Below are 14,554 nucleotides of genomic sequence, written 5' to 3'. Positions count from 1 at the left end.
TTTTTCCCTTCTCATTCTTCCAGCAAATGGTGCAGCATCCTCTCCCGGTTTTCAAAAAACTGCTTCATAAATTGATAGTGACCGGTATCCTCAAGCCGGACCACCTGGACCCCTTCTTCTGTCAGCTCAATAATTTTGGCAGAAGGATACGACATGATGATGGGGGAGTGGGTTGCGATGATGAATTGAGAACGGTCTTTGGCCAGTTCGTGGATGCGCGAAACCATCGAAAGCTGCCTGAGCGGAGACAGGGCTGCTTCAGGCTCGTCAAGAATATAAATCCCTTTTCCGCGGAAGCGATTCAGAAAGGTGGCAAAAAAGGCCTCGCCGTGCGACTGTTCATGAAGGGAAGTCCCTCCGAAAGATTCGATCAAAGGAATACCGGGAGATTCCTTATCAAGATCATCAATATAAGAAGCCACATTGTAAAAGCTCTCGGCTCTTAGAAAAAAACCATCCTCAGGACGCTCCGATCCCCTTGAAAGCCTGATGTACTGCTCGAGCTCCGAATGGGAGTTATGTGTAGAAAAACTGAAATTAAGCGACCCTCCTTCCGGATTAAAGCCTGCTGCGATTGCAATAGCTTCCAGGAGAGTGGACTTTCCCATCCCATTCTCGCCGACTATAAAGGTTACATCAGGATGAAGGGGCAGGTTGTCAAGGTTTTTCACGGCAGGAAGGCTAAAGGGATATCTGGAATATGAAGGAATATCATTTCTTCTGAGTATAATGCTTTTAAAATAATGGCCATTATCAAATTCCATCATCTAAGCCTCCAATCCATTCTCTTTTTTTTTATCATAACATTTTTGGGAGAACCAACATACATCCCCGATGTCGTTAGCTGAACCCTGATACAGGGCTCGACTTTGAAAAAGGTAAAGGATGTATCCTAAAGGGTTTCTCGGTTACATAACACGGCTGAGAAAAGAAGAAGTCATGTATCCCGCCGGGCATCCGGGATACATAACCAGGCTGAGAAAATAGAAGTCATGTATCCCAACAAGCATCCGGGATACATAACACGGCTGAGAAAATAGAAGTCATGTATCCCGCCGGGCATCCGGGATACATAACACGGCTGAGAAAAGAGAAGTCATGTATCCCGACAGGCATCCGGGATACATAACCATGCTGAGAAAAGAGAAGTCATGTATCCCGACAGGCATCCGGGATACATAACACGGCTGAGAAAAGAGAAGTCATGTATCCCGCCGGGCATCCGGGATACATAACACGGCTGAGAAAAGAAGAAGTCATGTATCCCGCCGGCATCTGGGATACATAACCAGGGATGAAAAATGGCAGTCACACAGCCTATGTTGAGGGAACATATTCACAGGCTCCTCCATACTTGCATCCCGTTTTTCCCTCTTATATAGTTAAACTATTGCACAATATTGAATGCCGGCCCGTGTCCGGCTCTGCAGACGAAAGGAGCAGCATAAGTGAAGATAAGCAATTTTTCGATCCGAAGGCCGATTTTTACACTTGTTACGATGGTTCTGGTTCTCGTTTTAGGGGTGGTGTCCCTTTTGAACATTCCTTTGAAACTGATACCGGACATAAATCCGCCTGTCGGTGTTGTAGTGACCAATTATCAGGGAGCAAGCCCGGAAGAGGTATCTGAAAAGGTGACAAAACCTTTGGAGCAGAGTCTTGCTACACTTCCTGGTTTAAAAACAATGACCGCAACGTCACAGGAAAGCGCCAATCTTGTACTCCTGGAATTTTCCTGGACGACTGATATTGACGAAGTGCAGTCGGAAATCATCCAGCGGCTGGATCAGACTCCGCTGCCGGACGATGTAGATAAACCGCGCTTCCTGAAATTTGATCCTTCCCAGTTTCCGATCATCCAGCTTTCTTTGAGCTCTGACAGCGATGAGGAATCATTAAGGAGTATTGCCGAACAGCTGGAGCTGGAGCTCACAAAGGTAGACGGTGTGGCCAGCGTCAACCTTTCCGGCACCAGTATTAAGGAAGTAAGGGTTGAACTGGACCAGGACAAGCTGAGGGAATACCGGCTCAGCCAGTCTGATATCGTAGATACCATTCAGGCAAACGATATTTCCCTTCCGGGGGATACGATTTTAACAGGCGGCAAGGAGCTGACTACCAGGGTAATCAGCAGCATTGATTCAGTTGATATCTTAAAAAAACTTGTGGTAGCCGCAAATCCGTCCAATGGAAATGAAGTTCTCCTTCAGGATGTGGCCAGTGTCCAGCTTGTCAACCAGGACGACCGTACGATAACAAGGACGAATCAGGAGCCTTCCGTCCTCTTAAGCGTCCTGCAGCAGTCTGATTCAAACACTGCAGAGGTGTCGAAGGAGTTCATCAGCCAGCTCGACGAACTGCTTGAAAAAGATCAATATGAGGGGATTGAGTCTGATATTCTGTTTGATCAGGGAGATTATATCCAGCAGGCGATCGGTAATATCTCAACTTCCCTTCTCTTAGGCGGCCTGTTCGCGATGCTTGTTCTGTTTTTCTTTTTGAAAAATGTCAAAAGCCCGCTGATCATCGGGATTGCCATCCCGTATTCTGTTATCTTCACATTCGTGCTGATGTACTTTTCAAATTTCACCCTAAATATCATGACCCTTGGCGGATTGGCGCTGGGGATCGGAATGCTCGTTGATAACTCAATCGTTGTGATTGAGAATATCTACAGGCATCTATCGATGGGGAAAGATCCAAAAGAAGCGGCAAGAGACGGTGCAGGAGAAGTAGGTGCTGCAATTACAGCCTCCACCCTCACCACTGTGGCAGTGTTCCTGCCTGTCGTTTTTATTACAGGAATCATCGGCCAGCTTTTCACTGAATTTGCTTTGACCATTTCATTCAGTCTTTTTGCTTCGCTTATCGTTGCTTTGACTGTTGTGCCGATGCTTGCCAGCAGGCTGCTGAAGGCGCCGAAAACCAATCTGGAAGAAAAGCGCCAGGAATCGGCCATTATGAAGGGGCTTGAGCGTTCTGTCAAATGGGCTCTGCGCAACAGGCTTGCTGTCCTGATTATCATGCTGGTCCTGCTCGCCGGAGGCGGATATGGGATCACGACGGTCGGCACACAGTTCCTTCCTAATTCGGACGAAGGTTTCTTCAGCGTCAGGGTCAATCTTGAAAATGGCTCAGCTCTTACAGAAACAGAAAAGGTCATGGCTGCACTTGAGGAGCAGCTGAAGGAAGAAGACGATGTTGAGACATATGTCAGCCTGATCGGTACAACCCAGGAATCTTCTTTCAGAGGCTCCGGTAATCCGAATGTGGCTGAGCTTTATGTAAAAATGAAGGATCTGGAGGAGAGGGACCGCTCTACATTTGAATTTGTCGACGATGTGAAGAGGGACTTGGAGAGAGCGGCAGAGAAGGCCAACAGCACGGCAGAGGTCTCATTCAATCTGCAGTCTTCCGCAGGATCCGCGCCGAATACTCTCTCGTTCAGCGTTCGTGATACAAACGAAAAGCGGCTGAATGAATCGGTAGACAAAATTTACAATTCACTCAAAGACCTTGATGACGTGAACGAACTTTCCACAGACCTGATGGATACGGTAGAAGAAATCCAAATCACGGTCGACCGGGAAAAGGCAAGGGCAGCAGGGCTGGCGCCTGCCCAGGTTGCCATGATTGTCAATGATGTGACACGAGGAAACCAGGCAACCCAGATCATTGATGAGAGCTCCAATATTTATGGCGTTTTCGTAGAATATGATCCTGAAGTTACCCAAAATCTTGATAATTTAAAAAAACTCCTGCTGCGTAAGCCTGATGGAAGCTATACAACCCTGGACCAGGTAGCGGCTATTGAAAGAGGCGAAGGGCCGGTCAATATACAGCGGATCAACCAGCAGGACGCTGTCCAGTTTACCCTGAAATATAAGACCTCAACAAACCTCGGGGCTATTTCTAATCTGGTTGATGATGAGATTGCTGATTTGGATTTGCCGGAAGAAACAGAAATTGTCTTCGGCGGTGACCGGGAGCTCCTGGAATCTTCCATTGATGATATGCTCCTGGCATTCATCCTGGCGGTTGTCTTTATCTATCTGGTGATGGCGGCCCAATTCGAATCACTGAAATATCCGTTCGTCATTATGTTCACAGTTCCGCTGATGGTCATTGGCGTAGCGATTGCATTGACCGCGACACGCACTCCTGTCAGCCTGACTGCCATCATCGGCATCATAGTCCTTGCCGGCATAGTGGTCAATAATGCCATAGTCATTGTTGACTATATCAATCAGAAAAAGGCAAGCGGCATGAAAACCTATGACAGCATTGTCGTTTCTGTAAAAGACAGGGCAAGACCTATCCTCATGACAGCACTTACGACGATCCTCGGATTGATCCCGCTTGCGCTGGGGATTGGCGAGGGGGCTGAGATTAACCAGCCGATGGGCATCACGGTAATCGGCGGCCTGATCAGCAGCACCTTCCTTACGCTGTTCGTCATCCCTGTCGTCTACAGCTTCTTTGATAAAGATACAAGGAAGCTCAACAAGATGTATGCTACACCTGACGGCCACTTGATTCCTGCCTATCTCCTTGAAGAAAGGTATGAAGATCCAAAAGGGCAAAGTGACGTTCCGCAGGTTCCTGCAGAAAGCAGTAAAAATTACAGCCGCGAAGATATGGCTGCCATGCTTGAGGATTTGCTGAGGGCAGTAAAAGATGACGAAAGAAAACAGCAGGACCAGGATCAAAAGGACAAATAATTTTTTAAAAACTCCATAACGCTGAAAAGCCTTTCTCTTTGGAGAGAGGCTTTTTTGCGGGGTTAGATATTTGAATTATCAGAAATATATTGTTTGAAGCTGGTATGACCGGTTACAATTTGTGTAAATCTATGATAGAAAGAGGCGGTCCAATGAAGGAGAGGCATTATTTTTTCACGGGGTTTCCTGGTTTTATATGCTCCCGGCTAGTCAGGGAGGTACTTATTAAAGAGCAAGGGAATGTACATATCAGCGTTTTAAGCCTGTGGGAAATGGAAGCGGCCGCAAAGGATGAAATCAGGAAGATCTGCGGCGAGACCGGTGCAGGGCGCGAGTGCTTTTCAATCATTACTGGAGATATTACCAGGGCTGGGCTTGGTATCGGCCAGCAGGACTTAGCATTCCTCAGGGAAAGCATCACCCATCTTTTTCATCTGGCCGCCATTTATGATTTGGCGGTGCCTGAGGATATTGCTTATAAGGTAAATGTTGAAGGGACGAGGCATGTAACAGAATTTGCAGGAACGTTGGAGATGCTTGAAAGATACGTCTATTTCAGTACTGCCTATGTGGCTGGAAAAAGGGATGGGCTGCTGATGGAGGATGAGCTGACAGAGCCGCCCGGGTTCAAAAACCATTATGAAGAAACAAAATATCTTGCCGAAGTCATTGTTGAAAACGCTAAAGGTGAAATACCGATTACCATCTTAAGGCCCGGGATTGTAAAGGGGCATTCTGTAACAGGGGAAACCATCAAGTTCGACGGGCCGTATTTTATTCTGAATTTTATGGACCGCCTGAGCAGGCTGCCATTCCTGCCCATGCTCGGGAAAGGGGAAGCTTTTATCAATCTGGTGCCGGTGGATTATATCATTAAAGCAGCCGTATTCCTTGGGACATCAGCTGTTGGGAGGGATAAGACCTACCACCTTACAGATCCGAATCCATATCAAGTTTCCGATCTGTACGAAATGCTGATGGTGGAGCTTTGCGGGAAAAGACCGGCTGGCAGCTTCCCTCTGAGTGCTGCCAGAGGGGCGCTGCGCATCAAAAAGCTGAGGAATTACCTTGGTGTGGAGCAGGAAGCGCTTGACTACTTTACCTGGCAGGGACGCTTTGATTGTTCAATAGCACAGACCGATCTGGAGGGATCAGGAATTCGCTGCCCTGATCTGAAGGAAGGCATCCCGTCGATGGTTTCTTTTTACAGGCTGCATAAATCTGATCCGCGTTTCCAGGTGCATAAGCTGTACTCCTAGCAGGCATTTTGAAGCAAGTTCAGGTATTTGTGATAAAAGAGAGATCTTTGGTGCATGATACCACTATAGAAATATAGCTGGTGATAATGAATGAAAAAAGTCGGAAAACTAGAAGCCATTTTTTGGAGCATTGCTTTGCCCGGTTTCAGCCAGCTGCTGACGGGTCACTATGTAAAAGGTGTTCTCTTTGTGGCACTTGAAGTTCTCATCAACGTTTTCAGCAACTTTAATCTGGCTATCATGCACAGTTTCCTGTGGGAAATTGATAAGGCGGCTGCAGTCCTTGATTATCAGTGGCTGATGTTTTACCCTTGTCTGTATATGTTTGCCATGTGGGATGCTTATAAAGAAGCTATGCCTGCACAGGAAGAATTGTCTTTTCTCCCCTTTGTCTTCGGAGCCTATTTTGTAACTGTCGGTCTTATGTATTCGGTGAGGCTCAAGCTTTTTGGCATCTTGTTTGGCCCGGTCTTTTTGCCGATGATTTTCCTTATTCCCGGGCTTGTGGCGGGCTTTGCGCTAAGGGCCCTGCTATTGTTCCTGCGAAGAAAAGCAGCGTGAAATGCATACAGGGGGGCCAATAAAAAACCTTTGCTGAATCAGCAAAGGTTTTCGCCGTTCATGAGCAATCACCAAACCACCCCCAAAAGCTCCTCTTTCCGGGCGAAGCTTTATGTTAGCAGTGAAAATATTCCTTATTTCTCTCTTCAATCCTTCCCCTTGCTGGCTGTTATTTGGCATATGATATAATGTGCTGGTGGAGAGGTGAGGATATGCTCGGTTATTTATTCATCACTAAGAAAAAACAGACACTAGAAAAAACCGTAATAAAAATCCAGCAGGGCGACAGCCGGCTGCTTAATGAACTGATAGAGTCATACAAACCTTTTATTGCAAAAACCGTATCCTCCGTCTGCAGACGCTATATCCATGAGTCTGATGATGAGTACAGCATCGGGCTGATTGCCTTTGATGAAGCGGTCCGTAAATACAGTCCCGAGAAGGGCAGTTCCCTCCTGGGATTTGCCGAAATCATAATCAAGCGAAGGGTCATTGATTATATCAGGCAGCAGGCAAGGCATATGAATGTCAGCTTTGAAGGCAGCAGTGGAAGTGCTGATGAACAAGCTTCAGCCAGTCTTGTGGAAGACAGGCTGTCGATTGAAGAGTTCGTGAAAAAAACAGAGCAAGAGCTTAGACGGGATGAAATCATTCACTTTACAGCTCTTCTCAAAGAATATGGATTAACTTTTGCTGAAATTGCAGATCAGTCCCCAAAACATGCAGATGCGCGGAAAAATGCGATGGAAATAGCATCGGCACTTGTCAGGGACAAAGAGCTGGCTTCCTATTTGCAGGAAAAAAAGCGCCTTCCCATCAAGCAGCTGGAAGGCACTGCAGCAGTGAGCAGAAAAACGATTGAAAGGAACAGGAAGTATATCATTGCTGTTTCCCTTATTTTAATGGGAGATTATGTGTATTTACAGGAGTATATAAAAGGGGTGCTGAAAACGTGAAAAAAGGGGTCATCCTTGAAATTGAGGGACGTTTTATGACGATGCTTACTCCCGAAGGCGAATTTCTTCGTGCCCTTAATACAGAAGGACATCATCAGATAGGGGAAGAAATCTACTTCTACCCTGTTGAAAATGCAGAAAAAGACGGGAAAGGGCTCTTTTCACGCCTGGCGGCAAGAAAGAAACTGATTGCCGCTGCCGCCATGGCCTGCCTTCTTGTTCTATCTCTTGTCATTCCTTTTAATAACAACAGCGAAGTATACGCCTATATGACAATTGATGTAAACCCGAGCATCGAGTTGGGTGTCGACAAGGAACTGTCTGTAGTGGAGCTTCAATCTTATAATCAGGAGGGCAGGAAATTGCTCAGTCTCTTGGAGGATTGGAAGGGAAAAAGTGCCGGCTATGTAACACGGAAGATCCTTAGTCTGGCACAGCAGCAGGGATATCTGAGAGAGCACGAAGAAATGATTATCGCTTCTGTACTGAAGAAAGAAGTCAGCAAGGATTCCACTGAAAGCAAGAAGCTGAACAGTCAGGTTGAAAGCATCAAAGAAACTGCAGAAGCAGAAAATCTTGAAGTCAAAGTGGTCGAAGCAACTGAAGGTGAACGGGAGAAGGCCAAAGAAAAAGGGCTGACTGCCGGTAAATTTAAAGAAGAGGAAATAGAAAGGAAGCAGCAGCTGGAGGAAAGGGAACGGGAAAAAGAAGAAGCTGCAAGGGAGAAAGCTGAAAGTATTAAAAGGAAACAAGAGCAGCAGAATAGCGGGAGCGCCGATAAGGCGAAAGATAAGAAGGGGGCAGGCGATATAAAGCCTTCGTCTCACGTTCCAAAACGTCCTGTTTCCAAGCCGGAAGGAAAGAATAAGGGAGCAGACAGGAAAGATGATGCCCGCAAAGCAAAGCCTGAAAAAAGGCAGGACGAAAACAAGGAGCGGGACAAACAAAAAAAGGAAGAACAAAGAAAACAGGAACATGACAAGCATGAAAAGCACGAAAAGCCGGAGAATAGTGGCAATATAAAAGGTTCCCCTCCGCCCGGCAAAGATGGACATGGGAATGGCAATAACGGACATGATAAGGGGCAAAAAGGGAATAATGGAAAATCCGGCTGAAGGCAGCCGGATTTTTTGCCATTTATATTTTATTATTATTGTTCGTTCCGTCCAGCAAGCTGGGATTGGGCTTGTTGTACAAGGCGCTTTGTAATCTCTCCGCCAACAGAACCGTTTGAGCGGGAAACTGTATCTGAACCCAGATTAACGCCAAATTCCTGAGCAATTTCGTATTTGACTTGATCAAGATACTGCTCAATGCCGGGAACGAGCAGTTTATTGCTGCTTCTTGCCATATTGAGTTTCAGCTCCTTCCATATTGATGCAGAGCTTAAGGCCCTGTATCAGTAGTATGGAGCTGTGGAGTTTTTTCATGTTTGGTAATGTTATCTTGCTGTCTGTGCCCCGGCTGCGGCATATTCTGCTGCTTCTAAAAGCAGGTCTGCAATATGGACTGCCTTGACATGGCCTGCCGCCCCTTCACGCTCAATCCCAAGCTTCATCTGAAGAAGGCAGCCGGGATTTGAAGTGACAATGACTGCCGCTTCTGTTGTTCTGGCCTGGTTCATTTTGTAATCAAGAATCTGCATGGACATTTCCGATTCAACAATATTATAAATTCCCGCTGAGCCGCAGCACCTGTCCGCATCTTTCATTTCCCGGTACTCTGCCCCGGTGATAGAGCCCAGGAGCATACGCGGTGCAGCTGCCGTTTTCATCACATTGCGGAGGTGGCAGGAATCCTGGTACGTAAGAATCTGATGGGGAAGGGTCAACTTATGGTTTTTATGGAAATCCAATTCAAATAGGATCTGGGAAATGTCCTTGATCTTATTTGTAAAGCTCTCAGCGCGGATTTTCCATTCCGGTTCATCTTTCAGGAGATGATCGTAATCTACAAGGAAAGCTCCGCAGCCGCCTGCATTGGTTATGATATAATCTGCTCCCGTATCCTCAAAGGCAGCGATGTTCCGTTTTGCCAGCTCCCTGGCTTTTTCTTTTTCCCCGCTGTGTCCATGAAGGGCCCCGCAGCAGGCCTGTGATTTGGGTATGACGATTTCACAGCCGGCCATCTGCAGCAGCTTCATGGTCGCGTCATTTGTCCCCATGAAAATGGTGTCCATCAGGCAGCCGGAGAAAAATGCTGCCTTTTTCACTGGCTTCCCATGAGCTGGCAGCTTTTCGGGACGCTTCTTCATATCCTTGTAGGAAGGGACAGCAGGGAGTACTTTTTCCATTGCTGCAAGACTGTCAGGGAAGAGCTTCATAAAACCGATTTTCCTAACAGCGGTTTGCAGGCCGGTCCGCTGATACACGGAAAGGAGGCCGGCTGCTGCCGTCATTCTTTCCTGATGCGGGAACAGCCCATGGAAAACAGTCTTCCTGATCGCCTTGACAGGGAGTGAGTACTTTTTATTCTGGCTGATAATATCCCTTGCTTCCTCGAGAAGGTGCCCATAATTAACACCTGAGGGACAAACTGGCTCACATGCCCTGCAGCCCAGACATAAATCCAGGGATCGCTCTACATCGCTGTCCGGCTCGATCAGCCCGTCCGCTACAGCTTTCATCAGTGCGATTCGGCCTCTTGGAGAATGCTCCTCCTTAAAGCCTGAAGTGATGTAAGTGGGGCAGGAGGGGAGGCAGAAACCACATCGCATGCAGTTCAGCATTTCATCCTCATCCATCCTGCTGCTGAACTCACTTTGGATCTTTTGCCGTTCAATTGCTGTACTCATTTAGATACCACCACACGTTTCCTGCTGTCTTTGGCAAATATTTTCCCCGGGTTCATTATATTCTTCGGATCAAGGGCGGCTTTGACGGCCTGCATGGCAGCAATGCCTTCGCTTCCCAATTTAAGTTCAAGATAAGGGGCTTTCATGACTCCCACGCCATGCTCGCCTGTTATAGTTCCTCCAAGCTCGATGGCTTTTGCAAAAATCTCAGCAAAAGCATTTTCCACCCTTTCCATCTCTTCTTTATTTCTTGCATCCGTCGGACAGGTAGGATGGAGATTTCCATCTCCGGCATGGCCGAAAGTACAGATTTTCAGGTTATATTTACTGGCAATCTCATTGATGCTCCTTACCATATTGGCAATTTCAGAGCGGGGGACCGTAGCATCTTCAAGAATGGTGGTGGGCTTGAGCCTTGCAAGGGCTGAAAGGGCGGCTCTTCTCGCAGCCGTCAGCGCCTCTGCCTCGGAGGCCGTCTTGGCCACCTGGACAGAAACAGCACTCTCTTCCCGGCAAATGTTCTCCATCTTTGCCATGTCACGCTCGACAACTTCACGAGGTCCATCCTGCTCAATCAGCAAAACTGCTTTGACATCTGTAGGCAGTCCGATCTGTGCGAACTCTTCCACAACTTCGAGTGTCGGCTGATCCAGGAATTCTAATGTTGCAGGGATGATTTTATTGGCTATGATTTTTGAAACCGTCTTCGCGGCTGCTTCAAGGTCCTGGTAAAGGGCAAGCATCGTCTTTTTAGTTTCCGGCATCGGGATCAGCTTCAAAGTCGCTTCGGTTATAATCCCAAGTGTACCCTCAGAGCCTGTGAAAAGACGGGTGAAGTCATAGCCCGCCACATCCTTTGCGAGCTTGCCTCCCGTCCTGATGACATCCCCATTGGCCAGGACCACTTCAAGGCCCATGACATAATCTCTGGTCACACCATATTTAAGGCCTCGCAATCCGCCGGAGTTTTCATTTATATTTCCTCCGATTGTAGATATTTTCATGGAACTTGGATCAGGAGGATAAAAAAGTCCTTTTGCTTCTGCTTCGCGTATCAAGTCAAGTGTGACAAGCCCGGGCTGAACAGTAATGGCGAGATTCTCTTCATCAAGGTCAAGAATTCTGTTCATATGCTTGAACAGAATAACAAGCCCGCCCTCGGTCGGGCATGTGCCGGCGCACAAATTTGTGCCCGAGCCTCTTGGGACGATGGGAATGGAATACTCGCTGCATACTTTTACAATTTCAGATACTTCGCCTGTATTTCGCGGGCTAATGACCGCATCAGGGAGGGATTGAAAATTCGGGGTGGCATCATAGGAATAAACCAGGCGCACCGCATTAGAGTCATCATATTGGTCTTTGCCTGCAATCGCTGTCAATTTCTCTTTAGCAGCTTTCGGTATCATAACAGGAGCCTCCAGTTGCAGCCGGCTTCTGCCGGCAGTACTTTTAGCTTCATTATATGGAAGGATATTTAGAATTTCTATAGATATTAATACGAATATTATCCGCTTAATTAGTGATCATTTGTATGTTCATCCAATAGCAGGCATGCCATATAAAGGATGAACAGCTGCTGTGCATTTCCCGTGCCCAGCCCAGTCAGATCCTCAATCTTCCTAAGGCGATAGTGAAGTGTATTGATATGTATATGCATGCTTTCAGCAGTCTTTTTCAATGAATGGTTCTGCCTGAACAGCTCTTTCAGTGTTGCAAGTACGTCGGGGTGCTGCTGCAGGGGTCCGATGGTCCTTTTAATATAATCCAATTTGGTTTCAGGCTTGATTTCATCCATCAGCATCTCCAAGGTAAGATTTTTATCAAATCTCAGGCCCCTGGCTTTCTTTGCAGCCTTCACAGCCCGTTCCGCCTGCCTGAAGGAACGGGAGAGTGCAGAGGAAGCGGCCGGCTGCCCAGCCCCTCCAGAAAGCGGAGAACCGGAACTTCTGTCGAGATACCAGTAATACCTGGATACTCTGTCCTCAAGCCTTTGGATGTGCTCTTCTGAATGATGTGCGAAGAGCGCAACAATTCGATCATGACCCCAGCGTATGAAAAGGTCATTACTGTTTTTTTCTGGCCAGGATAGGAGCCTTTGCCAGATTTCCCTTGAAGGAATCTTTTCAGGTTCGAGGAATTCTGCTATAAACACCAGCCGGTCAAGCCTGGTATCGACCTTAAGCATAAGCGCCCTGTCTATAAAAGAACTGCCGTGCCCCCGCTCCTGCAGCCAATCAAAGACAAAGCCTTCAAGGGCCCTTGACTGCCAGTCAATCTGTTCGCTGTAGAAATTTTCGCTGATTAAAAGCTCTGTCATTTTCCTAATAATTTCTCCGTAAGGAGCTACCTTTTCCGGGTCGCCTGTGATCCCAATCACTGCGGCAACTTCTTTTTGAAAGAAAACAGGAAGATTGATCCCGGCTTTGACGCCTTTCAGCTTTTTTTCATCATCTGCTGTGATGATTCTTTTATCCCGTTTTTTAACAGACTGGAGTGCTCCTTCATGGAAGGCTCCAACTCTATCTGGAGATGTGCTTGAAACGATGATTCCATCTGTATTGACCACGATGATTTCTTCTTTCAAGACCCCCCGGACCTCGCGAAGGATCTTTTCGGCAAGTGCTGGCAAAAGCATGATCGAGCCTCCTGATTTTGTTGATATAATTATTATCTTTATACTTAATTATATAAAAATAAAAAAAATCACGCTAATAGCCTCATAATCCTTTTAAACCCTTCTGTTTTTCTTTATGATAGGGGATAGGCAATTTAGGAGGGAAAGATCATAATGTGGGATGAAATAAAAGAAAGGCTGGATAAATTATCCCCTGCCCAGGTTATCACCGGCTACTATTTGCTTGCTGTCACCATTTCGGTGCTGCTGCTGCGCATTCCTGCAGTCCATCAGCCCGGTGTTGAGGTTTCCTGGCTCGATTCGGCCTTCACGGCTGTCAGTGCCGTTAGTGTAACGGGGCTTTCAGTTATAAATATATCTGAAACATACAGTACCTTCGGGGTCTTTATGCTGATGTTCGTCCTGCAATTCGGGGGAATCGGCATCATGACGCTGGGTACTTTTTTCTGGATCTTGCTAGGCAAGAAAATCGGTTTAAGGGGAAGGCGGCTCATCATGGTCGACCATAACCAGTCGAACCTGTCGGGCCTGGTCAATTTGATCAGGGAAATCCTGAAGCTGATCCTAATTATTGAAGCGGCGGGGGCACTTATACTGGGTGTGCACTTCCTCAGTTATTATGATACATTCCAGGAAGCCATGCTGCACGGCCTGTTCGCTTCGGTCAGTGCTACGACAAACGGAGGCTTTGATATTACCGGTGCTTCCTTGATCCCTTATGCGGATGATTATTTTGTACAGCTTATACATATAATCCTGATCACACTTGGGGCAATCGGCTTTCCTGTTCTGATAGAAGTAAAGCATTACCTTTTTGACCGGAGAGATTATAAAAACTTCCGCTTTTCCTTATTCACAAAGCTGACGAGCGCCACCTTTGCCGTGCTGCTGGTGGTTGGGACGGTTCTAATCCTCCTCCTGGAAGGAAGGCATTACTTCAGCGGAATGAGCTGGCATAAAACGTTCTTTTATGCTTTCTTCCAATCTGCCACAACCAGGAGCGGAGGCCTTTCGACTTTGAATGTCAATGATTTTGCGGAGTCTACCCAGCTGCTTCTGAGCGGGCTAATGTTCATCGGAGCTTCCCCAAGCTCGGTCGGTGGAGGGATCAGGACCACGACTTTCGCCCTGAATGTCCTCTTTCTTTATCAGTTTGCCCATGGGAACAGGGATATTAAAGTATTTAAAAGGGAAGTCCATCAGGATGATGTATTAAAATCCCTGGTCATCACCATTTTAGCTGTCGGCATGTGTTTCTTTGCAGTTATTGTGCTCAGTCTGACTGAGGCCCATAGCGTGACAGCTATTATTTTTGAAGTGTGTTCGGCCTTCGGAACGACAGGATTGTCGATGGGGATAACCCCCGATCTGTCAGCGGTCGGGAAGTGCGTGATCATCATACTGATGTTCATTGGAAGAATTGGGCTGACTTCCTTCTTATTCATCATTGGAGGAAAAGAAAAGAAGTCAATCTATCATTATCCAAAGGAAAGAGTCATCATTGGGTAAAAGCATATAACCATGGTTATATGCTTTTTTATCTGGGCAAAAGCCCCAAAACCCGGGCCTCGAGTCATCATAAGCCACGGGATGTGGGTTATGCAGACGTTGCCGCAGTACGTGGT

At 46.9% G+C, this 14,554-nt stretch carries 11 protein-coding genes; 6 read left to right on the top strand and 5 right to left on the bottom strand.

The window, feature by feature from the left end:
- Window positions 1-11: 11 nt before the first annotated feature.
- A complete protein-coding gene (locus tag ABU165_RS10225; RefSeq protein ID WP_094770083.1) occupies window positions 12-767 on the bottom strand; it encodes an AAA family ATPase in 756 nt (251 codons plus the stop codon).
- Window positions 768-1,448: 681 nt separating this feature from the next.
- On the opposite strand from ABU165_RS10225, the gene ABU165_RS10220 reads away from it, so the two are divergent.
- The 5 genes from ABU165_RS10220 (at window position 1,449) to ABU165_RS10200 (ending at window position 8,612) form a co-directional block, all read left to right on the top strand.
- Window positions 1,449-4,721, top strand: a complete 3,273-nt coding sequence (locus tag ABU165_RS10220; RefSeq protein WP_318060165.1) for an efflux RND transporter permease subunit — start codon at window positions 1,449-1,451, stop codon at window positions 4,719-4,721.
- 152 nt (window positions 4,722-4,873) lie between these two features.
- The gene (locus tag ABU165_RS10215; protein ID WP_240683956.1) at window positions 4,874-5,980 is read left to right on the top strand and encodes an SDR family oxidoreductase; all 1,107 of its coding nucleotides are present in this window, start codon (window positions 4,874-4,876) and stop codon (window positions 5,978-5,980) included.
- 90 nt (window positions 5,981-6,070) lie between these two features.
- Entirely contained in the window at window positions 6,071-6,541 is a 471-nt protein-coding gene (locus tag ABU165_RS10210) for a hypothetical protein (protein WP_009794238.1), read from the top strand.
- A 212-nt stretch (window positions 6,542-6,753) separates the two neighbouring features.
- Window positions 6,754-7,497 (top strand): RNA polymerase sigma factor SigI, encoded by a 744-nt coding sequence (gene sigI, locus ABU165_RS10205; protein ID WP_009794239.1) that lies wholly within the window; start codon window positions 6,754-6,756, stop codon window positions 7,495-7,497.
- Entirely contained in the window at window positions 7,494-8,612 is a 1,119-nt protein-coding gene (locus tag ABU165_RS10200; RefSeq protein ID WP_318060164.1) for an anti-sigma factor domain-containing protein, read from the top strand. The genes sigI and ABU165_RS10200 overlap by 4 nt, the downstream gene beginning before the upstream one ends.
- 35 nt (window positions 8,613-8,647) lie before the next feature.
- On the opposite strand, the gene ABU165_RS10195 is transcribed toward ABU165_RS10200, so the two are convergent.
- From ABU165_RS10195 to ABU165_RS10180, 4 genes are all read right to left on the bottom strand, one after another.
- A complete protein-coding gene (locus ABU165_RS10195) occupies window positions 8,648-8,848 on the bottom strand; it encodes an alpha/beta-type small acid-soluble spore protein (protein WP_009794241.1) in 201 nt (66 codons plus the stop codon).
- Between the two features lie 90 nt (window positions 8,849-8,938).
- A complete protein-coding gene (locus ABU165_RS10190; protein WP_094768834.1) occupies window positions 8,939-10,291 on the bottom strand; it encodes a (Fe-S)-binding protein in 1,353 nt (450 codons plus the stop codon).
- Window positions 10,288-11,700 (bottom strand): glycolate oxidase subunit GlcD, encoded by a 1,413-nt coding sequence (gene glcD / locus ABU165_RS10185; RefSeq protein WP_318060163.1) that lies wholly within the window; start codon window positions 11,698-11,700, stop codon window positions 10,288-10,290. Before glcD ends, ABU165_RS10190 begins: the two co-directional genes overlap by 4 nt.
- Window positions 11,701-11,810: 110 nt before the next feature.
- The gene (locus tag ABU165_RS10180) at window positions 11,811-12,929 is read right to left on the bottom strand and encodes a CdaR family transcriptional regulator (RefSeq protein ID WP_101550770.1); all 1,119 of its coding nucleotides are present in this window, start codon (window positions 12,927-12,929) and stop codon (window positions 11,811-11,813) included.
- Between the two features lie 153 nt (window positions 12,930-13,082).
- On the opposite strand from ABU165_RS10180, the gene ABU165_RS10175 reads away from it, so the two are divergent.
- Window positions 13,083-14,438 carry a TrkH family potassium uptake protein gene (locus tag ABU165_RS10175; protein WP_009794245.1) on the top strand — a complete coding sequence of 452 codons (1,356 nt, stop codon included), beginning with the start codon at window positions 13,083-13,085 and terminating at the stop codon, window positions 14,436-14,438.
- Window positions 14,439-14,554: the final 116 nt, after the last annotated feature.

Source organism: Cytobacillus sp. T106, assembly GCF_040492155.1.
Taxonomy (GTDB): domain Bacteria; phylum Bacillota; class Bacilli; order Bacillales; family Cytobacillaceae; genus Bacillus_AB; species Bacillus_AB infantis.
The sequence above is the reverse complement of the archived record's forward strand: the minus strand, read 5'-3'. Positions and strand labels throughout refer to the sequence as shown.